The 22,476-nt window shown below is 71.6% G+C and carries 20 protein-coding genes; 10 read left to right on the top strand and 10 right to left on the bottom strand.

From position 1 onward, the window contains the following. Positions 1–222: 222 nt before the first annotated feature. From FXF51_RS39510 to FXF51_RS39500, 3 genes are read right to left on the bottom strand one after another with little or no spacing between them, the layout of a single operon-like run. On the bottom strand, positions 223–972 hold the full coding sequence (locus FXF51_RS39510; RefSeq protein WP_148439885.1) for an SDR family oxidoreductase: 750 nt from the start codon (positions 970–972) through the stop codon (positions 223–225). A gap of 12 nt (positions 973–984) precedes the next feature. After that, positions 985–1,575, bottom strand: a complete 591-nt coding sequence (locus FXF51_RS39505; protein ID WP_148439884.1) for an NADPH-dependent FMN reductase — start codon at positions 1,573–1,575, stop codon at positions 985–987. A 53-nt stretch (positions 1,576–1,628) separates the two neighbouring features. Further along, positions 1,629–3,134, bottom strand: coding sequence for an MFS transporter (locus tag FXF51_RS39500; protein ID WP_148439883.1), 1,506 nt, complete (start codon positions 3,132–3,134; stop codon positions 1,629–1,631). Between the two features lie 85 nt (positions 3,135–3,219). Between FXF51_RS39500 and FXF51_RS39495 the strand changes: the two genes are divergently transcribed. The 3 genes from FXF51_RS39495 (at position 3,220) to fusA (ending at position 6,607) form a co-directional block, all read left to right on the top strand. After that, on the top strand, positions 3,220–3,963 hold the full coding sequence (locus tag FXF51_RS39495; RefSeq protein ID WP_148439882.1) for a TetR/AcrR family transcriptional regulator: 744 nt from the start codon (positions 3,220–3,222) through the stop codon (positions 3,961–3,963). Positions 3,964–4,110: 147 nt separating this feature from the next. Next, entirely contained in the window at positions 4,111–4,515 is a 405-nt protein-coding gene (locus FXF51_RS39490) for a hypothetical protein (RefSeq protein ID WP_148439881.1), read from the top strand. Between the two features lie 82 nt (positions 4,516–4,597). Next, complete coding sequence (fusA, locus tag FXF51_RS39485) at positions 4,598–6,607, top strand: elongation factor G (protein ID WP_148439880.1); 2,010 nt, start codon at positions 4,598–4,600, stop codon at positions 6,605–6,607. Between the two features lie 47 nt (positions 6,608–6,654). Here the strand turns inward: fusA and FXF51_RS39480 are convergent, their stop codons facing one another. After that, positions 6,655–7,134: an RICIN domain-containing protein gene (locus FXF51_RS39480; RefSeq protein ID WP_187414815.1), complete on the bottom strand. Its 480-nt coding sequence runs from the start codon at positions 7,132–7,134 to the stop codon at positions 6,655–6,657. A 203-nt stretch (positions 7,135–7,337) separates the two neighbouring features. Beyond that, positions 7,338–8,327, bottom strand: coding sequence for an ArsR/SmtB family transcription factor (locus tag FXF51_RS39475; protein ID WP_222871651.1), 990 nt, complete (start codon positions 8,325–8,327; stop codon positions 7,338–7,340). Between the two features lie 57 nt (positions 8,328–8,384). Here FXF51_RS39475 and FXF51_RS39470 point away from each other — a divergent pair, with 57 nt between their 5' ends. Beyond that, positions 8,385–9,632 (top strand): MFS transporter, encoded by a 1,248-nt coding sequence (locus tag FXF51_RS39470; RefSeq protein WP_222871650.1) that lies wholly within the window; start codon positions 8,385–8,387, stop codon positions 9,630–9,632. 55 nt (positions 9,633–9,687) lie between these two features. Further along, positions 9,688–10,422, top strand: a complete 735-nt coding sequence (locus FXF51_RS39465; protein WP_148439878.1) for a dienelactone hydrolase family protein — start codon at positions 9,688–9,690, stop codon at positions 10,420–10,422. 6 nt (positions 10,423–10,428) lie between these two features. Here the strand turns inward: FXF51_RS39465 and FXF51_RS39460 are convergent, their stop codons facing one another. Further along, positions 10,429–10,998, bottom strand: coding sequence for a TetR/AcrR family transcriptional regulator (locus tag FXF51_RS39460; RefSeq protein ID WP_148439877.1), 570 nt, complete (start codon positions 10,996–10,998; stop codon positions 10,429–10,431). Between the two features lie 79 nt (positions 10,999–11,077). Here FXF51_RS39460 and FXF51_RS39455 point away from each other — a divergent pair, with 79 nt between their 5' ends. Next, complete coding sequence (locus FXF51_RS39455) at positions 11,078–12,463, top strand: MFS transporter (RefSeq protein ID WP_222871649.1); 1,386 nt, start codon at positions 11,078–11,080, stop codon at positions 12,461–12,463. 46 nt (positions 12,464–12,509) lie between these two features. Here FXF51_RS39455 and FXF51_RS39450 read toward each other — a convergent pair whose 3' ends face one another. Continuing rightward, entirely contained in the window at positions 12,510–13,202 is a 693-nt protein-coding gene (locus tag FXF51_RS39450; RefSeq protein WP_222871648.1) for a hypothetical protein, read from the bottom strand. 486 nt (positions 13,203–13,688) lie between these two features. Between FXF51_RS39450 and FXF51_RS39445 the strand changes: the two genes are divergently transcribed. Further along, a complete protein-coding gene (locus FXF51_RS39445) occupies positions 13,689–14,273 on the top strand; it encodes a dihydrofolate reductase family protein (protein ID WP_148439874.1) in 585 nt (194 codons plus the stop codon). Positions 14,274–14,331: 58 nt separating this feature from the next. On the opposite strand, the gene FXF51_RS39440 is transcribed toward FXF51_RS39445, so the two are convergent. Then, positions 14,332–15,339: an RNA polymerase subunit sigma-70 gene (locus tag FXF51_RS39440; protein ID WP_148439873.1), complete on the bottom strand. Its 1,008-nt coding sequence runs from the start codon at positions 15,337–15,339 to the stop codon at positions 14,332–14,334. A 145-nt stretch (positions 15,340–15,484) separates the two neighbouring features. On the opposite strand from FXF51_RS39440, the gene FXF51_RS61210 reads away from it, so the two are divergent. Beyond that, positions 15,485–15,802 (top strand): CU044_2847 family protein, encoded by a 318-nt coding sequence (locus tag FXF51_RS61210; protein WP_187414814.1) that lies wholly within the window; start codon positions 15,485–15,487, stop codon positions 15,800–15,802. Then, positions 15,799–19,974, top strand: a complete 4,176-nt coding sequence (locus FXF51_RS39435) for a serine protease (protein ID WP_187414813.1) — start codon at positions 15,799–15,801, stop codon at positions 19,972–19,974. The genes FXF51_RS61210 and FXF51_RS39435 overlap by 4 nt, the downstream gene beginning before the upstream one ends. Here the strand turns inward: FXF51_RS39435 and FXF51_RS39430 are convergent. After that, positions 19,967–21,073, bottom strand: coding sequence for a winged helix DNA-binding domain-containing protein (locus FXF51_RS39430; RefSeq protein WP_148439871.1), 1,107 nt, complete (start codon positions 21,071–21,073; stop codon positions 19,967–19,969). The two genes, FXF51_RS39435 and FXF51_RS39430, sit on opposite strands and share 8 nt — an antisense overlap. Before the next feature lie 63 nt (positions 21,074–21,136). Then, positions 21,137–22,267, bottom strand: a complete 1,131-nt coding sequence (locus FXF51_RS39425) for an epoxide hydrolase family protein (protein ID WP_148439870.1) — start codon at positions 22,265–22,267, stop codon at positions 21,137–21,139. 62 nt (positions 22,268–22,329) lie between these two features. Between FXF51_RS39425 and FXF51_RS39420 the strand changes: the two genes are divergently transcribed. Then, positions 22,330–22,476: helix-turn-helix domain-containing protein (locus tag FXF51_RS39420; RefSeq protein ID WP_148439869.1), on the top strand; the 147-nt coding region annotated here is incomplete at its 3' end.

Genomic DNA, 22,476 nt, shown 5'->3' with positions numbered 1-22,476 from the left:
AGTTCTGGACAGGAGCTTTCATCGGACCACGGTCAGACGGCGGGCTTCAGGTATCCGGCGTCATCCAGCCTCGGCTCGGCGACCTCCCGGCGCCCGCGGGCCTGGCGTCACTCACACGTCCAAGCTCATGGATCATCAGCGCGGACGCGTCACCCGAGACGGCGGCCCGCGGGCAGCGGCTCGCCATGGTGACCGCCTCGGCCGGGAGGAACTCCGCGGCCCCTACATGGTCGTCCCGCCGGAGACGTCGAGCCGGTGCCCGGTGATGTAGCGGCTGTCGCTGGAGGCGAGGAAGGCGACGGTGTCGGCCACGTCGGCCGGTGTGCCCAGCCGGCCGAGGGGCGTCTGGGACGACAGCCAGGCCAGGGCGTCGCCGACCAGGCGTCCTTGGTGCATGTCGGTGTCGATGACGCCGGGGGCCACGAGGTTGACCGTGATGCCGCGCGGCCCGAGCTGCTTGGCCAGGGCGACGGTCATGACGTCGAGTGCGGCCTTGGACATGGCGTAGCCGATCGCTCTGGGTATGGCCGCTCCCCGGGTGAGCATGGTGCCGACGGTGATGATCCGTCCGCCGTCGCGCAGCCGCGGCAGGGCTTGCTGGGTGATGAGGAACGGGGCGGTGGTGTTGACGGCGAGCAGGCGCTCGAACGCCTCCCGGGTGACGCCGTCGATCTCGGTCTGGCCGCCGAGGACGCCCGCGTTGTTGACCAGGATGTCGAGCCCGTCGGCGTGCGCGTCGAAGGCGGTCCACAGGGTCTGCGCGTCGCCGGGCGCGCCCAATTCGGCCTGGACGGCGAACGCCCGCCCGCCGTCCGCTTCGATGGCGGCGACGGTGTCCTTGGCGGCGGCGTGGCTGGTGCCGTAGTGGACGGCGACGCGGGCGCCTTCGCGGGCGAGCCGGGTGGCGATGGCGCGGCCGATGCCCCGGCTCGCGCCGGTCACCAGCGCCGTCTTTCCGGTCAGTGTCGTCATGATCATGCCTCTCTATGCGGTGTAAGGGGTGGTGGTCCTGGCGTCCCGCAGGATGCGCGCCCACCAGCTCACCTGGTCCAGCAGGACGTCGGCGGCGGCGGCCGGGCCGGTCGGGTCCTTCGGCTGCCCGTCGGCGTCGAAGCACTCCCAGGCGCCGTGGAAGCTGACGGTGTCGCGGGTGGTGACGGCGTGCAGCTCGGCGAAGACGGCGCGCAGGTGCTCCACCGCGCGCAGGCCGCCGGACAGGCCGCCGTAGGAGACGAACGCCACCGGCCTGGCGTGGAACTGCTGGTTGTGCCAGTCGATGGCGTTCTTGAGCGCGGCCGGGTAGCTGTGGTTGTACTCGGGGGTCACCACCACGAACGCGTCGGCGGCCGCCAGTCGCGGGGTCAGCCCGCCCAGGGCCTGCAGTACCGGCGCGGGCGCCGACATCGACGGGGCCGCCCCGCCGATCGGCACCTCGGCCAGGTCGATCACGTCCACGTCGAGGTCCGGGCGGGCCGCGGCCTGGCCGGCGAACCAGGTGGCCACGGTCGGGCCGAGGCGTCCGTCGCGGACGCTGCCGATGATGACGGCCAGCCGGAGCGGGTCATTGATCGTCATGGTGCTCTCCTTTTGAGGTTCATCAAGGGTTGGGTACGGCACGAGCGTCCGCCTCACGCCGCCACCGGCGCGGGCTCGGGCGACGGAGCCCGGTCGTGCAGGGGGACCTCGCGAATGAACCAGGCCAGGACGAAGGCGAGGACGCCCAGAGCGGCGGCGCCGAGTGCCATGGCGTGGACGCCGTCGGCGACGGCCGCGCGAACCGCCTCCCGCGCGGCGGCGGGAAGCCCGGCGAGCGCGCCGGGCGTCAAGTCGCCGGCGGCGATCCGGGCGCCGGCCGCCGCGCCGAGGCGGTCGATGAGGGTGTCCTGCAGCCGGGCGGTGTACAGGGCGCCCAGGGCGGCCACGCCCAGCGAGGCGCCCATCGTGTGCCAGAGGGTGACCGAGCCGCTGGCCGCCCCCATGTCGCGCGGCTCGGCGCTGTTGATGGTGATGATCGTGGTGGACTGCATCAGCAGCCCCACGCCGAGCCCGCCGATCAGCGTCAGGGCGGAGGCGAGCGCCAGGTTGACGCCGGGCCGCAGCAGGAGAAGCGCAAGCATGCCGGCGGCCACGGTGGCGCCGCCGAGGATCGGGTAGACGCGGTAGCGGCCGGTGCGGCTGATCAGCCTGCCGGTGCCGATCAGCACGGCGACCATGCCGAGCATCGCGGGCAGGATCAGCAGGCCGCTGGCGATCGGCGAGGCGCCGTGGACGAGTTGCATGTACTGCGGCAGGAAGGTGGCGGCCACCACCATGCCGACGCCGCCGAGGAAGCGGATGACCTGGGCGAGGGTGAAGTTGCGGTCGGCGAACAGGCGCAGCGGGACGATCGGCTCGGCCGCGCGCCGTTCCACCGGCAGCAGGACGGCCAGCGCCGCCAGCCCGACGACGATCAGGGCGAGGATCGGGGCCGAGCCCCAGGCGTACCGGGTGCCGCCCCAGCCGGCGACCAGGCTCAGCGCCACCAGCGCCACCGTCAGCAGCAGCGCCCCCAGGTAGTCGACGCGTGCCCTGATCCGGCGCCGCTCCAGCCGCACTGCGGCGCCGATGAGCAGCAAGGCGGCCACGCCGATCGGGAGGTTGACGAAGAACGCCCACCGCCAGCTCAACTGCTCGGCGAACAGGCCGCCGAGCAGCGGCCCGGCGATGAAGGCGATCGGCATCATCACCCCGAACAGCCCCATCAGCCTGCCGCTGTGCCGGGGCGGCACCAGTTCACCGATCAGCGCGAGCGCCCCGGTCATCAGGCCGCCCGCGCCCAGCCCCTGCACCATTCTGAAGCCGACGAGCTGGATCATGTCCTGCGCGGCTCCCGACAGCCCGGAGCCCAGCAGGAAGACGGTGATCGCGGCCATGTAGACCGCCTTGCGGCCGTACAGGTCGCCGAGTTTCCCCCAGATCGGGGTCGAGGCGGCCATGCAGATGAGGTAGCCGGTGGCCACCCAGGAGAAGTACTCCAGACCCCCGAGATCCCGGACGATCACCGGGAGCGCGGGGCCGAGCATCATGCCGTCCAGCGGGGCGGTGATCATGCCCAGCAGCACGCCGGTCACCCCCCGGCGAAGAGTTCGATCCATCTGTCCTCCATTTTGCGTACCACGTACGAGAAACGGACCATAACCATTCAGGTACCATGTACGCAAATGACAGGGAGGGACGCGCATGGCCGACGAGGAACCCGTCAGCATCTGGATGCAGCCGGAGCGGCAGGAACGCTCCGGCCCCGGACGGCGCCCCGGCTACAGCCGCGAGCAGATCACCCGCACGGCCGTCCGGATCGCCGACGCCGAGGGGGTGGAGGCCGCGACCATGCGGCGGATCGCCGGAGAGCTGGGCACCGGCGCCATGTCGCTCTACCGGTACGTGCCCCGGCGCGACGACCTGTTCGACCTCATGATCGACCTGGCGATGAGCGAGGTCGAACTCCCCGGCGGCCCGTCCGGCGACTGGCGGGCCGACCTGACCCTGCTGGCCGGGCGGACCCGCGCCACGGGACTGCGCCACCCGTGGCTGATCGCCCTGCTCACCAGCCGCCCCACGCTGGGCCCCCACCTGCTGCGCGTGCACGAGTTCGCCCTCGGCGCCCTCGACGGACTCGGGCTGGGCATCGACGACGTCACCGGCCTCGTCACCATGCTGAACGACCACCTGCACAGCGCGATCCGCCGCGAGCTCGGCTGGCTGGAGGAGGCCCGCCGCACCGGCTTCGGCCCTGAGCGGTGGAAGCGGGACTACATGGGGCCGTACGTCCGCCAGGTCGTCGAATCCGGCGCCTTCCCCCTGTTCAACCGGTCGATCCTGGAGTCCCGCACGGCCCACCTCGCCCCTGAGGAGCGGTTCCGGCACGAGCTCGGCCACATCCTGGACGCCATCGCCGCGCTCATACCGTCGCTTCGTCCCCGCTGAGACGGAGAGCGTGCGGAAGCGGCCGTCACCTCTGTGTGGCGAACGTGCGGGGGACGCGCAGGACGGGCTGCTCGACCCCTGCACCCGCAGGACGGGCGAGGTGTCGCGCTCGACTTCAGCCCCGCTCGAAACTTCCCGGAGGCCGCGGTGGACGCGGTGAACGTCCAGGTCTGGTCGGCGGCGGCCGAGCAGGCGTTCTGGTGGAGCCGGGTGCCGGCCCGTGGCGCCGGGCGTCTCGACGCACTTGCCATTGGTGAGCGCGAGGCCGCTGCCCTGCGAGACGACCTTGAACTGCTGGCGGGTGGCGCCGGCTCGACCGGACGGCCATGCGCCGTGGCCTCGTTCTCCATCACGGCCGGAAAAATCGTTTCCCGTGCCTCGCCCGTCCTCACTACACTCACCAACCGACACCGAAGACGTGACCCAGGAAGGGAGCCGGCCATGCGCCACCACAGCGCCGCCACCGCCGTCTCCCTGTCGCGTTACGAGGTGATCCTGGTGTCTTCCGGGACCCGGTGCCGGCTGCGCGGCCGTCACTGGTTGCTGCCCTGACCAGACCTTTCTCTGGGACTTTCACAGGCCGCCGAATCGCGCTGTCCTGTCCAGATCCCGTCCCCCGAAGGGGCCATGAGCCATGCGTGCTCACGTTGTCAACGTCCTGCACAACATCCGGAACCTCGGCATCCTCGCCCACGTGGACGCCGGCAAGACCACCGTCACCGAGCGGATGCTCTACCTGACCGGCGCCACCTACAAGCGCGGTGAGGTGCACGACGGCACGACCGTCACCGACTTCGACCCCCAGGAGCGCGACCGCGGCATCACCATCTTCGCCGCCGCGGTGAGCTGCGACTGGGACGGACACCGGATCAACCTGATCGACACCCCTGGCCACGTCGACTTCTCCGACGAGGTGGAGCGTTCCCTTCGGGTGCTCGACGGCGCGATCGCGGTGTTCGACGGCGTGGCCGGGGTGGAGCCGCAGAGCGAGTCGGTGTGGCGGCGCGCCGACCGGCACGGGGTCCCGCGCATCGCGTTCGTGAACAAGCTGGACCGCGCGGGCGCCGACCTCGACGCGGCGGTCGAGTCGATCCGCCGCAGGCTGCATCCCGCGCCGCTGGTCGTACAGCTGCCGATCGGGCGCGAGGACGGCTTCGCCGGCGTGGTCGACCTGCTCGCCATGCGGGCCCTGACCTGGGACGACGGCGTCCTGGAGAGCGGCCCGGTGCCAGGGGAACTGCTGGAGGAGGCGCGTCGGCGGCGCCGGATGCTGGAGGAGGCCGTGGCCGAGCTGCACCCCGGCGCGCTGGAGGAGTTCTGCGCCGAGCCGTCGGTGTCCGAGTCGACGCTGGTGGCGGCGCTGCGCGAGCTGACCGGCAGCGGCGCGGGCGTGGTGGTGCTGTGCGGCTCGGCCTACCGGGACCGCGGGATCGAGCCGCTGCTGGACGCCGCCGTCCGGTATCTGCCCTCGCCGCTGGACGTGCCCGCCGTGCGCGGCCAGGACGGGCAGAGGCGCCCGGCGGATCCCGGGGCACCGCTGGCCGCGCTGGCGTTCAAGGTGAACGCGACGGCGACCGGGCGGCTGACGTACCTGCGGATCTACTCGGGCACGATGCGGAAGGGAGACATGGTGCTGGACGCGGGCACGGGACGGACCGAGCGGATCGCGCGGATCCTGCGCGTGCAGGCCGACCGGCACGCCGAGACGGACCGGGCGGCGGCCGGCGACATCGTGGCCGTGGTCGGGCCGAAGGCGGCCCGCACGGGCACGACGCTGTGCGCGCCGGACGCCCCGCTGCTGCTGGAGCCGCCGGGCGCGACCGAGCCGGTGGTGTCCGTGGCCGTCGAGGCGCGCCACGGCACCGACGGCGACCGGCTGGCGGCGGCGCTGGCCCGGCTGGCGGAGGAGGACCCCTCGCTGGCCGTGCGCGCCGACGCCGAGACGGGTCAGACGGTGCTGTCCGGGATGGGCGAGCTGCATCTGGAGGTGGCGGCGGAGAAGCTGCGGCGCGAGCACCGGCTGGCCGTGAGCGTCGGCCGGCCGCAGGTCGCGCTCAGGGAGACGGTCGGGCGAGGCGTGTCGGGGCTGCTGTACCGGCACGTCAAGCAGGACGGCGGCGCCGGGCAGTTCGCCCACGTGGTGATCGACGTCGAACCGCTGGCCGAGGGCTTCGCCTTCGCCTCCACGGTGACCGGCGGCCGGGTGCCGCGCGAGTACGTGCGGGCGGTCGAGGCCGGCTGCAGGGAAGCGCTGTCCGACGGGCCGCTCGGCGGTCATCCGGTGACCGGGCTGCGGGTCACGCTGACCGACGGGGCCACGCACGTCAAGGACTCCTCGGACCTGGCGTTCCGCGCCGCCGGGCGGCTGGCGCTGCGCGAGGCGCTGCGCCAGTGCGCGATGGTGGTGCTGGAGCCGGTGGCGGAGGTGACGGTGACCGTGCCCGACGAGATGGCCGGCGCCGTGCTGGGCGACCTGTCGGCGCGGCGCGGGCGCATCTCGGGCTCCGAGACGCGGGCCGGCGCGGTGGTGATCACCGCGGTGGTGCCGCTGGCGGAGGTGTTCGGGTACGCGACCCGGTTGCGTAGCCGTACGCAGGGGCGGGGGACTTTCACCACGCGCCCCGCGGGCTACGCGCCCGCCTGACACGTCTGGGGAGCGCCGGCCCGGCGCTCCCCAGCTGACGGGTGTCACTACACGGGATCGTAGATCCACGCCTGGTCCGAGTACGCCCTGTTCGCACAGTCCCATTGCATGGCCAGCGCGCCGTTGGCGTTGCTGCCCGCGCTGATGCCCAGACATCTCCCGCTGTTGTAGTTGCGGAACTGGACGCGGCCTCCGCCCAGGGGCTCCTCCAGCCAGGTCTGGTTGTTGTAGGTCTGCCCACTGCATGCCGCCTGAATGGCGAGCGCGCCGTTGGCCACACTGGCCCGATCGATGCCCAGGCAGAGGAAGCTGTTCTGGTTGTGTATCTCGTAGGCGTTGGGCACCGAGCCGATCTGGAAGAGCCACCAGCCCTGGTCCGAGAAGGGTTGATTGGCACACTGCCACTGCATCGCGAGGGCGCCGATCGCATGGCTTCCGGAGTTGATGCCCAGGCACTTACCCGAAAGGCCGTTGATCAGGTAGACCAGGTTAGCCGGTGGGGCTGCCGCCGCCGGGGAGGCCATCATGATAGGGCCCCCGATCAACATCAGGGCTGCCACTACGGCATGGCGGAGCTTTCTGCTACGGGTTACGCGCATGGCGGTCACCTCTCCTGCTCGTCGCGGATCCCCAGCATCGGCGTGCGGCCGTGGCGCGGTAAGAGTGTTTCGGCGTCCGCCGAAAGACGCAGCTCCAGGGCTTGGCCGGCCGCACCGCGTCCCCTTCGCGGTCAGGCCCCCTGCCCCGGCCGGTCGCCGCGCAGCCCCGGCCCGGAGACCAGAGCGTCTCCCAGTTCCGACCGCAGGTACAGGACCGATCGGCCATGGCGGGCGCTGGCGAGCAGGCCGGCGGCGCGGAGGGTGCGGAGGTGCTGGTTGACGGCCGAGGTGGTGACCCCCAGGCGGCCGGCGAGTTCGGTCGATGAGGCGGGCGTCCCGAGCATGGTGAGGAGCCCTGCCCGGGTGGCGCCCAGAAGGTCCGTGAGCACGGCCGGGGACGGACGGGACTCCGCCTGCCAGAGCGTGCCTGCGCCCCGCGTCCCGTACATGATCACCGGCGGTTCGGACGGGGAGATGGGGATGGTGGCGGCCCTGCTGAAGAGGGTCGGGACCAGGGTGAGGCCTTCGCCGTTGGTGGAGCGCCGGTAGCGGGTGTCGCTGATCAGGCGCGCGCGGACGACGCCGTCCCGCAGCTGGACGCGCTCGTTGAGGTCGGCGAACATCGCGGCCAGGCCGTGGGCCGAGATGACCTGGCCGCGGTGAACCACGTCGGCTTGCAGGACCGCGCGCATCCGGGGCCACCAGGGCGCGAAGCAGGTGCGCCAGTACTCCCGCAGCGCGTCCAGGATGCGGGCCGACGGGTCGCCGCGCAGTGGCTCGGGGAGCCGGGGGTGGAGGGCGCGCAGGTCGTCGAGCACCCGGTCGGCGGGGACGCGGGCGACGGCGGCGAGTTCGTCGTCGATGCGGGTGAGCGGGGCGTGGGGGCGGGGCGAGAGGTAGTCGGGCGTCCACATGTCGTCGTTGGTGAGCGCCCGGAGGAGGGGCACGTCCAGCGTGGACCGGGCCTGCTCGGTGCGGCGCAGCCAGGGCAGGTGCACGGGATAGCGCCCGGGGTCGCGGAACGTCCGCAACGACAGCGTGAGCTCGTTGAGCGGCGAGATGGCGAAGCGGACGTCCGCCACGTCCATCCCCGCGAGCTCGTACTCAATCAGCCCCGGCATGAAGCCATACGCTACATCAATTGGCGACAAAGGCCCTATTAGGGGATAAAGGCCCCTGTGATTCAGACCTTCTTCCCGTCGGACCGCGTCGCCCGCTCACTCACCCTGAGCACGATGGCGTTCGCGCTCTCCAGCGGCGTCTTCTATGCCGTCAGCACGCTGTACTTCACGTTCGTCATCGGCCTCGGCGTGACGACGGTGGGGCTCGGGCTGGGCATCGCGGGCGCCACCGGGGTGCTGGCCGCGTACGGGGGAGGGTGGCTGGCCGATCGGGTCGGCGCGCACCGCGTCCAGGCGGTGGCGACGGCGCTCAACGGGGTGGCGCTGCTCGCCTACTCGTTCGTCTCGGACGCCGTCGCGTTCACCCTGATCGCCTGCCTGGCCGTGATCATGCGTTCCGTGGGCTCCTCGTCGAAACAGGCGATGCTGGCCCGCTGGTACCTCGGCCCCGAGCGGGTCCAGGTCCGGGCCCGGATGCGGGTGGTCACGAACGTCTTCATCGGCCTGGGCACGGGGGCCGCCGCCGCGGCACTGCTGATCGGCACCGCGGCGGCGTACCGGACGGCGATGCTCGCCGCCGGAATCCTGCTGCTGGCGGCCGCCGTGCCGCTGGCCGGGCTCGGCCGCCGGGTGCCCGAACTCGCCGCCGGCATGACCGCCGTCCGGGAGCAGCGCACCGAATCCACCGGGCCTTCGCCGCTCAGAGACCGTACGTACGTCGCGAGCGTGGCGTGCAACGCCGTCGTGGCCATGCAGTTCGGCCTGCTGACCGTCGGGATGCCGCTCTGGGTGGCCACCACCGACGCGCCCGTCGCCATCGTCTCCGTGCTGCTCGTCCTCAACACCGTGGCCGTGGCCGCGCTCCAGGTGCGCGCCTCACGCGGCACCGACGACGTGCGCAGGGCCGGGCTCACGGTCAGGCGCGCGTCGTGGCTGCTGGCGATCGCCTGCGGGCTGTACGCCCTGGCCGGTCACGGAAGCGCGATCGTCGCCTGTGTCCTGCTCGTCCTGGCCGCGTCCGCTCACACGATGGGCGAGATCCTGGGGGAGGCGGGCGGCTGGGGCATGGCCTTCGAGCTGGCCGACCAGCGCAGCGCCGGCGCCTACCAGGGCCTCAGCCAGGCCGGCTACGCGATCGCCGCGATGCTCTCCCCGATCCTCGCCACCACGGCACTGCAGCACGGCACCGGCGGCTGGCTCGGCCTGGCCGCCCTCTTCGTCCTGGCTGGGACGGGCGCCGCCGCGGTGGCCCGGCACGCGGCCTCGCGGACGGCCTCCCGTCAGGACCGGTTGCTGACGACCTGAGGCCGCACGGATTATCGAGTCGCGGCGCCGGCGGCAAGGCCGATGTAATACCGCCATGCGCATCACCTCGGAAACGTTCTCTGACGGCATCCGCGAACAGCTCTTCACCATCGGAGACATCCCCGGGGTGCTCTGGACGCCCGCCGGGAGCGCAGGGCCCCGTCCGCTGGTCCTGATCGGGCACGGCGGCGGCTCGCACAAGAAGGGATGGGAGGTCGTCTCCCGGGCCTTCCCTTACGTCACCTCCTGCGGCTTCGCGGTCGCCGCGATCGACGCCCCAGGCACCGGCGACAGGCCGGAACACCCGGAGGTCCGGCGGCTCGTCGCGATCATCCAGGAACGAGAGGCCGCGGGGGAGCCCTTCGGCCCGGCGTGGCCCGCCCTCAACGAGACCGTGGCGGCGCAGCTCATCCCCGACTGGCAGACCACCCTGGACGCGCTCAGGAAACTGGACTCCGTCGGCGACAGCCATCCCGTCGGGTACTACGGCCTGTCCCAGGGCGGCGAGATGGGCATCCGCCTCGTCGCGGCCGAACCCCGGATCAGCGCCGCGGTCCTCGGCCTCATCGGAAGCGAGTGGCTCATCGGCACCGCGGCACGGGTCACGGTCCCGGTCGAGTTCCTGCTGCAGTGGGACGATGAAGGCAATCCGCGTGACTCTGTCATGAAGCTGTTCGACGCGCTCGGCTCCGCCGAGAAGACCCTGCACGCCAACCCCGGCAGCCACTTCCGAGTCCCGCCCTTCGAGATCGACAGCTCGATCCGGTTCTTCACCCGGCACCTGGCCTGACTTCGATCAACGGAGCAACCGATCAACCAATCCATCGAGGTAATCAGGGGTGAGCGGGCCCGCGTCGAACAGGACGCGCATGTAGATCGGCGCCAGGAGATGGTCCAGCACCTCCAGCGCGTCGGGCGGTTCCTCGCCGCGATCGCGGGCGCGGTCGAGCATGGCCTGCAACTGTCTGCGCCGGTCGGCCAGGAGCGCGTCGCGCGCCTGGAGGCCTTGCCGGCCTTCGCCTGACAGGGCGATGGCCAGCCGGATCAGTGCCAGGCCGTCGGGCCCGGTGACCTCGCGGGCCACGGCGGCGGCGTAGGTGCGCAGGTCGCCGGCCAGGCTGCCGGTGTCGGGCATGGGTGACTGCGCGTTGAGCCGGGCCAGCAATACGTCGCTGAGCAGGGCCTGGAGGTTGCCCCATCGGCGGTAGAGGCTCGTGTCGGCCACGCCTGCGCGGGCGGCGATCTCGCCGATGGTGAAGTTTCCGTAGCCGCGTTCGCCGACCAGGTCGGTGACGGCCTGGTGTACGGCTGCGCGGACTCGGGCGCTGCGGCCGCCGGGTCGTCTGGCGCGTACCTGGTCTTCCATGCTCTCACCTTAAAGCAGTTGCGGCTTGCGTTATAGTCTCCCTAAACGCAGTCGATAGCTGCTTTTAGGAGGAATGTGCATGAGAGCGTTGCTCACTCTGACCTGCGCGGGTCAGTTCATGGTGTTGCTCGACAACACGATCGTCGGGGCCGCCCTGCCGGACATGCAGGAGCGGCTCCACGTCGGGCTGACCGGCCTTCAGTGGATCGTCGACGCCTACGTGCTGCTGGTGGCCATGCTGCTGCTGTCGGGTGGGGTCTTCGCCGACCGGTTCGGCCGCAGGCGGGTGTTTCTGGCCGGGGTGGTGGTGTTCACGGCCGCGTCGGTGGTGTGTGCGTTCGCGCCCTCGATCGGCTGGCTGATCGCGGGGCGGGTGTTGCAGGGGATCGGGGCCGCGGCGCTGAGCCCGGCCTCGCTGGCGCTGCTCACCGCCGCGTGTCCGGCCCCTGGGGAGCGGGTGCGAGCGATCGGGCTGTGGGCCGGGTTCAGCGGGCTCGGCCTGGCGGCCGGGCCGCTGGCGGGCGGGATTCTGGTGGAGGTTTCCGGCTGGCCCGCCATCTTTCTGGTGAACGTGCCGATCGGGGTGGTTCTGCTGCTGGCCGGGGTGCGGGTGCTGGGGGAGTCGCGCAATCCGGGCGCGCCGCCGATCGACGTTCCCGGCACGGTTCTGTCCGCGGCGGGTGTGGGCGCTGTGACTTACGGCCTGATCGAGGGCGGTTCCCAGGGCTGGACCTCGCCGGTGATTGCGGGCAGTTTCGCTGCCGGGCTGGTGCTTGTCGTTGTGTTCGTGGTGGTGGAGAGCCGGGTGCCGGCGCCGATGCTGCCGCTGGGGCTGTTTCGTGAGCGGTTGTTCTCGGTGTCCAACGCGGCGATGGTCGTGGTGGGGTTCGCGTTGATGGGGTCGTCGTTCTTCTTCTCCCAGTTCTTCGTCCATGTTCAGGGCACGTCGATCCTGGTCGCCGGGTTGCGGACGCTGCCCACGTCGCTGGCCATGGTGATCGTCAGTCCGTACGCGGGCCGGTTGGCGGCGAGGTACGGGTTCCGCGTCGTCGTCGGTGTCGGCCTGGGATTGGCCGGGGTGGGGCTGCTGGCGCTGAGCTTCGTGCACGCCGATACCGGTTACGGGAACGTGTGGTGGCGGCTGGCGGTCGCCGGTGCCGGGTTCGCTCTGGCCATGTCGCCGTTGACCGGGGCGGCCATTCAGGCGGTCAGCTCGCGGGAGGGCGGTCTGGCTTCGGGTGTCAGCAGTACCACCCGGCAGATCGGCGCGGTGCTCGGTGTGGCGGTGCTGGGGGCGGTCGTTCACGCGCAGGAATCCTTCGCGTCCGGTCTCAGCAGCGCCTTTCTCGTGGCGGGTGTGGTGACGCTGGTCTGTGCCGTGTTCGCCGGTCTGTGGCTGACGGCGGGCGTCCGGGCAGTCGGTGAGTCGCCGGTGACCGCTCCTGCCGGTCGGTCCGCGTCGTGAGCTGCTCAGCGTTCATGGGGACCAGGCGTTGTGCGTGGCCGTCTGGCTACTGCATCAGTTCGGTGTGCGGGTGCTCCGGTGCGGCCGGGCAGATGTAGAGCTGCTGGCTGTGGCCGCGGCCGATCTGGACTGCTGTCGGGTGGCACGGGTCGGGGTGGCCGTGGCCGGTGGCGGATGCGGCGGTTCGGTCCTCGTACGGGATCCAGCTGTGGGTGCTTTCGTTCCACTCGCCCGTGGTGATGGTCAGGAGCGGCTCCATGGCGGTGTCGCAGGCGGGGCATCGTTGCGGAGCGGGGTCGGTGAGGCCCCAGGAGGCCCAGCCGCCGACCTTCCAGCCGGGGGCGACGGACAGCGCGTCGCGGTAGAACTCCTGCGGGGCGGGCGCGTAGGAGCTGTCCAGAGCGGTGCCCGCAGCCTGCCATGTGCTTCCGTCCGCCAGCCGGTCCTGCGTTTCCTCGTTCAGCTCCATGAGGTCGGGGTACTCGGTGACCTGCTCGGGGGCGATCAGGCACGGTTCGGGCAGGTAGCCGGCGAACTGCGTCACGGGCGGCTCCGGGGGCGTGCTCAGGATGTCGATGACCTCTGCCGCGGTCCGCCAGAACAGCGCGGTCCTGGGCATGTACTGGTCCGGGGGGTGATCGAAGGGGCACCACAGCATCTGCAGGACGTCCGCGCCCGCGGGCGCGCGAAGGCCGGGCACGTCACGCACGTAGAGTTGCGCGACCGGGAGCATCGCCATCGAACCGGCGTACGGTTGAGGGGCCGGCGGTTGCGTCACCGGACCGTCCCGCTCGGGGCGGATTCGGGCGAGGGTCTCCCGTTCCTGCTGGGTCAGGGTCCTGCCGTGCGCGGCGGCGCGGATCCGTCGTTCGAGTCTCAGGTCCGGCAGGGGCGTGGGCGGGTTCACCCCGTCCAGTTCGTGGGGGCCGTCGCAGCGCGGCCACGGTTCGGCGGCCGGCCACAGCAGAGGGCCGCCGACCGAGCTGTGGCGAGTGGATGGTGATCCGGGGCGGGGGTGCAACCGGGTCGCCGTGCGTGCCAGCGGCGTGAGTTGTGCAAGGACCGCTGTGATGTCGGCCGGCCGTGGGGGTGTGGTGCGCGTCATGCCGGCTCCGAGTGGGCGAGGTTGATCGACCGACGCAGCCAACCGTAGAGGACCAACCGATTAGGTTTCCGTGCGGCGTCCGTCTGTATGGAGGAGATCGACTCACGGAAGGCTGGCACGATGCGGAAACTGATCTACGGTATGAACGCGACTCTGGACGGCTACATCGCCGCGCCCGGCGACGACATCGGCTGGAGCGGCGGGGAGGGGCCGGACTCGTCGCCCGGCGCCGAGCTGTTCCAGTGGTGGTACGAGCAGATGGGGGCGAGCGAGCTGACGCTGTACGGGCGCAAGTTGTGGGAGGCGATGAGCTCCTACTGGCCGACCGGCGACCAGCGGCCCGGCGCCACCCCGGCGGAGATCGAGTACGCGCGCCTCTGGCGGGACATGCCGAAGGTGGTGTTCTCGTCGACGATCGACAAGGTGGACTGGAACACCCGCCTGGTCGCCGGCGACGCGGTCGCTGAGATCGCCCGGCTCAGGGCGGAGGACGGCGGCCCGATGCACATCGTCGGTGCGACGCTGGCCGGGGCGGTCATGCGGGCCGGGCTGATCGACGAGTACGTGGTGGTCACCCATCCCGTCCTGGTGGGCGGAGGCACGCCGTTCTTCACCGCGATCGACAGCTGGGTGAATCTGAACCTGGTCGAGACGCGGACGTTCCCCGGTGGCGTGGTGATGGCCCGGTACGAGACGAGGCGTTGAGGTGACCCTTCTGCGGGCGTGAAGCTGCCCCGCCGGTGACGCCGGCGGGGTTGTCCGGTCACAGCGTCGCGGGCAGGTTCAGCCAGGGTTTGTCGGTGGCGTCGAATCCGGTGAGCTCGGCGATTCTGCCGTCGGCGATGTGCAGGACCGCGATGTTGAACAGCCGGTGTTCGGGATGGTCGGGGGTGCGGCGGTAAAGGACGGCGGCGGGCATGAGGTTGACGGTGGTGGCGAGGCAGCGCCAGTCGTCGTAGCCGCGTTGGAAGAGCCCGCCGGAGACCCAGCCGTCCACCGCGTCCTTGGCCGTGACGACGAGGGTGCCAGGGTCGGGCAGCATGGTGAAGCGCAGGTCGTCGCGTAGCAGGGCCGTCAGTGTGTCGAGGTCGTTGCGTTCGTGGGCGTCGATGTACGACTTCACCACGCCGCGTTCGTCCTGTGACAGTTCGTGGGTGGCGGGGCTGCGCCAGTCGAGGCGGCGGTCGGGTAGTTGCTCGCGCATGGTGACGCGCGCTCGTTGCAGTGCGCTGGTCACCGATGCGACGGTCAGTTCGAGGGTGCCGGCGGTTTTGGACGCCGGCCAGCCGAGGACGTCGCGCAGGATGAAGACCGCCCGCTGTCGCGGCGGGAGGTGCTGGACGGCGACGATGAACGCGAGCTCGATCGTCTCCCGCGCCACCGCCGACTCCTGGGGGTCCTCCGGGAGCATCCGGTCCGGGTAGGGCTGCAGGTAGTGCACTTCCGAGCCGGCGCCTGGCAGTTCGGCGGGCATGGGTGTGCGGTCGTTGCGCTTTTCGAGGAAGTCGAGGCAGGCGTTCGTCGCGATGCGGTACAGCCAGGTTCGCAGTGCGGCGTGGCCTTTGAACGACTCCCGCTTGTTCCACACCCGCAGGAATGTCTCCTGCGTCATGTCCTGGGCGTCCTCGTAGTGGGCGAGCATCCGGTAGCAGTGCACCTGCAGCTCGCGCCGGTAGGGCTCGGTGATGAGCGCGAACTGTGCCGTGTCGTTCGAGCGGGCCGCTGTGATGAACGCGGCCTCGTCACCGCCTTGCGGTCTGGCGTGGGTCATGGTGGTCAATCCTTCCGCGGATGGTGAGGGGCTACGAGAACTGACGACGTGGGGGAGGATTTCTGAGCGGTGAAGACGAAGGCGAGGGCGTCCGGATGAGGCCACTGCTCTGGCCAGGCCCGGATTCGGCGCGGTGCAATGGCTTATGGATCCGCTGGGCGCCATCAAGGTCGAAGTGCTTCCCGACCCCGCCGTGCGCGGCAATCTCGGCCCGTCCGATGTCATGGAACGCTTCGCGGACAGGGCCGGTGAGCTCGGCGAGTCGATCGGCGCCATCGCCGAGCGCCTGCGCGAGTCGCTGGAGGAGCAACTGGCGGCCGAGGCGCGCCCGGCGTGGGAGCTGTCGGAGGTCGGCCTGTCGTTGTCGTTGAGTCTGGAGGCCGAGAGCGGGGTGGTGATCGCCAAGGTGAAGACGGCGGGCACCTTCCAGGTGACGCTCAAGTGGTCCAGGAACCGGTCGTGATCCGGCCCGCTGTGGGCGCGTTGCCGCGCGGCAGCGCGTTCGCCGTGACCGACCGGCATGTGCTGACGTGCTGGCACTGCGTGGCGGGGCAGGAACTGCCGTTCCCTCTCACCCTCGCGCCGGGTGTCGTCGTGGAGGTGGTGTGCGCCGATCACGACAGTCGGCTGGACGTGGCGTTGCTGGAGTTGCGGGACCGCCTTCCGGAGGGGTGGCGGCCGGTTCCGCTGGGTGCCGGCACGGACGTGGTGGCGGGCAGGCAGGTGCTCGGGCTGGGCTGGCCGCTGTCCAATCCCTCCAGATCCGATCCGATGCCGCTGCCCGCCGAGGTGGCGTTGCCGCTGACCAGCATCCATGACGGCCAGCCGGTCATCCAGCTGTACTCCCGGCAGGTGGCCGCCCGGCTGCGGCCGCGCGGGTTCAGCGGCGGCCCGGTCCTGGTGGACACTCTCGCCGGTCAGGTCGCCGTGGGAGTCGTCCGGTGGATGCAGGAGGAGGACGAGGATCGGGAGCTCGCGGTGGGCGGGACGGTCTACGCGGCGCCGGTGGCGGAGATCCTGCGGCGCTGGCCTCAGCTGGCCGCCGGCCGTGAGGGGGCCGCCGAGCTGGCGGGGGACGCCGACGCGCCGCACCGCCTGCGGATCGCCAACTTCCTGGACGGCCACGTTCGTGGCCGGGCGGGTGAGCTGCCCTTCGCCGGGCGCGATGACGCCTTCCGGTCGCTGGACGCCTGGCTCGCCGATCCGGACGGCCCGCCGTACCACCTTCTCACCGGGAACGCGGGGACCGGCAAGAGCACGTTGCTGGCCCGCTGGGCGCTGGCCCGGCCGGCGGGCAGGACGGTGTTCGTCCCGGTCAGCCAGCGTTACGAGCTGACCGGCGCGGGCGAGGTCTATCTGAGCCTGCTGCATCGCCTGGCCCGGATCCACGGCGTGCCCTACGACTACTCCGCCGACCGGCAGCGGGCGCACGACGCGCTCTCGGCGCTGCTGGCCCGGCCGGCGCCGGACGGCCGGCCGCTGCTGGTGATCGTCGACGCGCTGGACGAGGCGGGCTGGGAGCCGGGCGCGGCCGACTTTCCCCGGTTGACCGGGGCGGGTGTGCGGGTCGTGCTGTCGGCGCGCCACACGAGCAGGCAGCCCTCGGGCGCCGCCTGGCTGGAGCGGCTCGACCTGCCCAGCGCCGCCGTGACCACGCTCGGGCCGCTGTCCGAGAGCGACCTGGGCGAGCTGATCGAGCAGGTGCGGCCGGGCGCCGGCGTCCTGGCTGCCCGCTTGTGGGAGCTGTCCCGGGGAGACCCGGTGACCGCCTCGCTCTACCTGCGTGACCTGGACCGGCTCGACAGCGCCGCCGTCCCCGGCCTGGCGGGTTTTTTCGACACCTGGTGGAAGGGGCTGTGGCCGAGGCTGTCGGGTAAGAAAACCAAGGACGCGAGGCGGGTGCTCAACGTGCTGGCGACCGCTGAGGGGCCGGTGCGCCTGGCCGAGCTCAGGGGGCTGGTGGGCAGGACCGGCAAGGCGATGGACGGCGAGCGGGTGCGCGAGGCGCTGCGTTTCGCCGACCGGCTGGTCCTTCAGGGCGGGCAGCCGGACAGCTTTGTGATCGCTCATCCGCTGATCGGCCAGGTGATCAGGGAGCGGCTCGCCGAGTCCGGGGAGCTGGACTCCTATCGGGACGCCTACGTTGTCTGGGGGGTGAGCGTGCTGGAGGCGTTGCTGGCGCGGGAGCTGGCGCCGCCCGCCGTACCGGCTTATCTGGTGCGGCACCTGGCCGCGCACCTGACAGAATCGCACCGCGCGCCGCTGGCCACGGCCATGGGGCTGACCCACACCCTGTGGCGGCGGACGCGGGAGAGCAGCTCCGACGACCTGGACGGTTACCGATCGGACGTGCGGCGCGTGCGTGACCGGGCGCGGGCGGCGAACCAGCGGGCCTTCGAGGCCGGCGAGCCGCTGCCCTGCCTGCCGGAGCAGGTGGTGTGCGCGGCGGCGCTGGCGGGAGAGCGCGCGGCGGTGGACTCGGAGATGTCGCATCATCTGGCCGCGCAGCTGGTCAGGCACGGCCGGTGGCCGCCGGGCCGGGCGCTGTCGCTGCTGACTCAGGAGTACTTCCCGAACAACCGCTGCTCGGGGATCGTGAGCCTGGTCCGGTATCTGGACGTCGAGCACCTGCCCGCGCTGCGGCGGATCCTGGAGACGACGGTGGCCGACAGCGCCCTGTACGAGGAGTTCGTCACGGTGGCCTGCGCCGCTTACGCGCGTCGGCTGCTGGAGCTGGGGCGGCCTGAGGAGGCTCTGGCGGTGGCCGATCTGGTGCCGCCGGACCATCGGTATCACGGGCGGGTGCGGGTGTGGGTGCTGGCCGAGCTGATCCCGCTGCTGCCCGCCGGCCTGGCCGAGCAGGCGCTGATCGCCGCGGTCGAGCAGGTCGTGGCCCAGCCTGAGCCGTTCGCGGCCACCCGGCTGACCAAGCAGGTGCCCGTGGCAGCGGCGGTGGCGGCGGGTGTCAGGGACGACCTGGTGGCGGCGCTGTCGCCGTTCCTGTACGGCGACAGTCTGCGGGAGCGCGAGTTCGTGGCGGCGGCCCGGTGGCTGCCAAGGGAGGACCTCGACGAGATCCTGGCCCGGGCGCTCACCCCCAAGCCTCATCTGCCGTTGCGGGCCGGGCTGCTGCCCGCGCTCAACTACGACGGGCTGTTCAGCGTGCTGCCGCCGGAGTACGCGGCCTGGGCGGCGGAGCTCGTCGACGCCGAGCTGACCGGCGGCGACCGCGAGCAGTGCCTGTTCCAGCTGCTGCCGATGCTGGACGAAAGCCGGTGGGAGCCGCGCGAGCTGTCGGTGGTCAAGAAGCTGGACGAGCCGCAGTGGGAGTGGGCCGGGCCGTACCTGCGCGAGCGCGGCCGCGTCGGGGAGGCCTTGCGTGTCCTGGCCGAGAGCCGCGACTACTGGCCGGTTCACTACCTGGCGCCGTGGATGTCGCCCGCGGACGTGGAGCTGGCGCTGGAGCTGTTCGCTCCCGACCCGTCGGCGGCCGTCGAGCAACGCCCGATCCGCAGGTGGGTGCTGGCCCGGCTGGCGGAGTTCGGTCCCGCGGAGGCGGACCGGGCGCTGGACCTGCTGTATGAGAAGACCGAATGGAAGGGGCTGCCCGGATCGTTGCAGTGGCTGCTGAGTCGCTGCTTGCCGGATCCCGTCTTCGAGCCGAACGGCCGCGCCGCCCTGCGGCGCCCGTGGTGGCAGCAGTGCACCTTCCCCGGCGTGCAGCGGCAGTGGCGCGGAGGGATGTCCTGCTGGCCGGACGAGGACATGACCGCGCTGCGCGCCCGCGAGGCCGCGGAGGTCGCCGAGCTGGCCGGCAGCGTGCAGGATCCGTGGGCGGCGCTGACAGTGCTCGCCGCCGGGCCGCCTGAGCTGACCGGCGAGGTGCTGGCCAGGTTGCGCGCGCTGCGGGAGAGCACGCCCACCCACGATCCCCTGGACGGCTTTCCCCGCGGCTGCCCCTGGCTGGTGCGCGGCATCGGCGACTGGACTCCCTCGTTCGTACGCATGCTGACCCCGGAGGCGTCCGCGCTGGTCAAGCCGATCCTCTTCCACGGCGGCTACCTGGAGGGGGTGCCGCGCGTGCATCACTTCTTCGGCGACCACCACCTGCGGCTGGACGACTGGGCGCACGACGTGCTGGCGCTCACCCCGATCCTGACCGTCGCCGAGCTCGACGCGCTGCTGGCGCTTCGGCGGGGCGAGCCCGAGGTCAAGTCGGAGAGCACCCGCAAGGCCCTGGAGACGGCCATCGGTTCGGCTCTGGCCGGGCACGGGCACTACGAGCGCGCTTATGAGCTGGTGGGCGGGGCGAGCTGGCAGAGCGAGCTGCTCAGGATCTCCGGCATGGCCGACATCCTGCCCCAGCTTCCGGCCGCCGAGCTGGGCGAGTGGCTGGCGCAGGTGCACCAGATCTTCCACGACCCCACGGATCGCGGATCGTTGTGGTCGCTCTTCCAGGACAGGTGGCCGGAGCTGAGCCGGGCCGGGTTGTGGCGTGCGGTGGATCGGTGGACCGCCGAGCTGCCGCATGACAGCCGGTTCGGGGTGCTGGCCGACGTGCTGCTGTACCGCTATGCGATCGTCGAGCTGGGTGGGGCGGCCGAGAGTGCTCGCCTGCTGGATCTGATCACTTGAGGGGGGCGGTGAAGCGGATCTCGTGTGACGCTTCGGCGGCGAGGAGGTCCAGCAGGCCGCCGCCCTCGACGGTCAACGCGTCGCGGTCGCGCGCGGACAGCGGTGCGAACGGGTGCACGGTCAGTGTCGCCGTGTCGTTTGCGGTGGCGAACGTCCAGGTCGCTGCCGTGAAGCCGTCGAGGAGCACCAGGCGAGGGACGGGTCCGTGCGGTTTGAAGTTCTGCCGGCGGAGGCCGTCGGTGATCACCCTGGAGCGGTCGTGGTGTGACAGCAGCAGGTTGTCGAAGTCGTACAGGAACCGGGCGGGCGCACTGACCTGCGGATCGGGCCGGGGCGCGTCGGGCAGGTCGAACAGTTCCGCGCCGTTCTCGTCCGCGAACGTGGCCAGGCGGGGCCGGAGCCGGTCGAGCACCTCCGCCAGCCGGGTCAGGCCGCACCAGGTCTGCACGTCGCGTACGGTCGCCGGGCCGAACGCGGCCAGGTAACGCAGGACCATCTGGTCGATCGTGTGGTCGGCGCGCAGCGGCGCGCCTGCCCACGACTCGAGAGGCGCGTGGACGGTCCGGCCGCCGGCGCCCCACACCCCGCGTGGCGGGGTCTGCACGACCGGCAGGAGGTTGCGCACGGCGTAGGCGAGGCTCGCCGGGTTGCGGTCCGGCCACCGCTGAGCCAGCAGCCGACCGAGCTCGCCCGGCGTGCGGGGCCGCTCGTCGAGCAGCTCCCGGCCCGCGGCCAGCACCTGGCCGGTGTCCAGCCCGCGCATCGCCCGCCCGTGCGTGTGGTTGGCGAACAGGTCGCGGTCCAGCACCGGCTGCACGAGCGGACGCAGCGCGAGCGCATCGGCCGTGCCGACGAGGTGGATCGTCGAGCGCATGAGGGCGATCCGCACGGCCCGGCGCTGGGTGAGCAGCGCCGCGACCTCCTCGGGCCGGCACGCGGCGAGCCGGCTCCACAGTCCCACGTACCAGGTGTGCGGGGTCTGCGCCTGCAGGCCCACCAGGTGATCAATGGCCTGCAGTGGGGTGAGGTCGGAGCGGCGCAGGAGCAGTTGCCGATCGAGGGTGGCGCGGTTGAGGGCTCGGCGGGTCAGGATCTGCATGACGGTACTCCTGGAAGTTCGATTCAGTGGTGCCCGCCGCGCGTACCAACCGGTCGGGACGGTTCAGCGCAGCTGGCGGAAGAAGCCGCGGATGTCGTCGACCAGGAGGCTGGGCACGTCGTGCGCGGCGAAGTGGCTGCCCGTGTCGTAGACGTTCCAGGACAGGATGTTCTTGTGGTCGCGTTCGGCGAACGGGCGGATCGACTGGAAGTCCCAGGCGAAGTTGGCCAGCCCGAGCGGCACGGTGGTGGGTTCTGCCGGCTTGTCCTTGGCGTGGAAGTCCTCGTAGTACAGGCGTGCGGCCGACGCGGCGGTGTTGGTGAGCCAGTAGATCATGGTGTTGGTCAGCACGTAGTCCGGGTCGAGGTTCGGGCCGAGCAGCTGGACGTTCCAGCCCAGCTGTCCGACCGGCGAGTCGGCCAGCGCGTGGGCCAGCGTCTGCGGCGCGGTGGACTGCAGCTTGTCGTAGGCGCCGCTGTTGTCCGTCCACCACTGCAGGAACTGGACCTTCTTCCGGTCCTCCTCCGACAGGCCGGCCAGCTCGGCCGGGTCGCCGGACGGGAAGGAGAAGATCTGGGTGACGTGCACGCCGATCACGTGCCCGGGATCGCAGCGCCCCACCTCCGGCGAGATCTCCGAGCCGCAGTCGTTGCCGTGCGCGCCGTAGCGCTCGTAGCCGAGGCGGCGCATCAGCTCGGCCCACGCTCTGGCGATCCGGTACCGGTTCCAGCCGCGCTCGCCGGTGGGCCCGGAGAAGCCGAAACCGGGGATGGACGGGATCACCAGGTGGAAGGCGTCGGCCGGGTCGCCGTCATGGGCTCGCGGATCGCTCAGCGGGCCGATGACATCGAGGTACTCCACGACGGTGGTCGGCCAGCCGTGCGTGAGCAGCAGCGGCGTGGCGTCCGGCTCGGGTGAGCGGACGTGCAGGAAGTGCACGTTCTGCCCGTCGATGGTGGTGGTGAACTGCGGGTGAGAGTTGAGCTTCGCCTCCCACGCGCGCCAGTCGTAGCCGTCGCGCCACCGCTGCACCAGGCTCTGCACGTACGGCAGCGGCACGCCGTAGTCGTTGCCGGCGCCCGGCAGTTCGTCGGTCCAGCGGACCCGGGCCAGGCGCTCGGCCAGGTCGTCCAGGTCGGCCTGCGGGATATCGATACGGAAATCACGGATCTCGGCCGTGTCGATCTCGGTCATGGCATCGATGCTGCCGGACCATTAGGACGATACCGTTCCTAATGGTCCGGCATGCTTGACGAATGTTGGACACCTCGGCCCGCCTCCTGCGGCTGCTCTCCCTCCTGCAAACCCCGCGCGAGTGGACCGGCGCCGAACTCGCCGAGCGCCTCGGGGTGAGCGGGCGGACCGTGCGTACCGACGTGGAGCGCCTGCGCACCCTCGGCTAC

The sequence above is a fragment of the Nonomuraea sp. PA05 genome (genome assembly GCF_008086045.1).
Classification (GTDB): domain Bacteria; phylum Actinomycetota; class Actinomycetes; order Streptosporangiales; family Streptosporangiaceae; genus Nonomuraea; species Nonomuraea monospora.
This window is presented reverse-complemented; position numbering and strand designations above follow the sequence as displayed.

What these genes read in the sequence shown, in the direction of transcription:
- FXF51_RS39510 (WP_148439885.1), bottom strand. Translation starts at nt 972, where the DNA reads ATGACGACACTGACCGGAAAGACGGCGCTGGTGACCGGCGCGAGCCGG.
- FXF51_RS39505 (WP_148439884.1), bottom strand. Translation starts at nt 1,575, where the DNA reads ATGACGATCAATGACCCGCTCCGGCTGGCCGTCATCATCGGCAGCGTC.
- FXF51_RS39500 (WP_148439883.1), bottom strand. Translation starts at nt 3,134, where the DNA reads ATGGATCGAACTCTTCGCCGGGGGGTGACCGGCGTGCTGCTGGGCATG.
- FXF51_RS39495 (WP_148439882.1), top strand. Translation starts at nt 3,220, where the DNA reads ATGGCCGACGAGGAACCCGTCAGCATCTGGATGCAGCCGGAGCGGCAG.
- fusA (WP_148439880.1), top strand. Translation starts at nt 4,598, where the DNA reads ATGCGTGCTCACGTTGTCAACGTCCTGCACAACATCCGGAACCTCGGC.
- FXF51_RS39480 (WP_187414815.1), bottom strand. Translation starts at nt 7,134, where the DNA reads ATGATGGCCTCCCCGGCGGCGGCAGCCCCACCGGCTAACCTGGTCTAC.
- FXF51_RS39475 (WP_222871651.1), bottom strand. Translation starts at nt 8,327, where the DNA reads ATGCCGGGGCTGATTGAGTACGAGCTCGCGGGGATGGACGTGGCGGAC.
- FXF51_RS39465 (WP_148439878.1), top strand. Translation starts at nt 9,688, where the DNA reads ATGCGCATCACCTCGGAAACGTTCTCTGACGGCATCCGCGAACAGCTC.
- FXF51_RS39460 (WP_148439877.1), bottom strand. Translation starts at nt 10,998, where the DNA reads ATGGAAGACCAGGTACGCGCCAGACGACCCGGCGGCCGCAGCGCCCGA.
- FXF51_RS39455 (WP_222871649.1), top strand. Translation starts at nt 11,078, where the DNA reads ATGAGAGCGTTGCTCACTCTGACCTGCGCGGGTCAGTTCATGGTGTTG.
- FXF51_RS39450 (WP_222871648.1), bottom strand. Translation starts at nt 13,202, where the DNA reads ATGGCGATGCTCCCGGTCGCGCAACTCTACGTGCGTGACGTGCCCGGC.
- FXF51_RS39445 (WP_148439874.1), top strand. Translation starts at nt 13,689, where the DNA reads ATGCGGAAACTGATCTACGGTATGAACGCGACTCTGGACGGCTACATC.
- FXF51_RS39440 (WP_148439873.1), bottom strand. Translation starts at nt 15,339, where the DNA reads ATGACCCACGCCAGACCGCAAGGCGGTGACGAGGCCGCGTTCATCACA.
- FXF51_RS61210 (WP_187414814.1), top strand. Translation starts at nt 15,485, where the DNA reads ATGGATCCGCTGGGCGCCATCAAGGTCGAAGTGCTTCCCGACCCCGCC.
- FXF51_RS39430 (WP_148439871.1), bottom strand. Translation starts at nt 21,073, where the DNA reads ATGCAGATCCTGACCCGCCGAGCCCTCAACCGCGCCACCCTCGATCGG.
- FXF51_RS39425 (WP_148439870.1), bottom strand. Translation starts at nt 22,267, where the DNA reads ATGACCGAGATCGACACGGCCGAGATCCGTGATTTCCGTATCGATATC.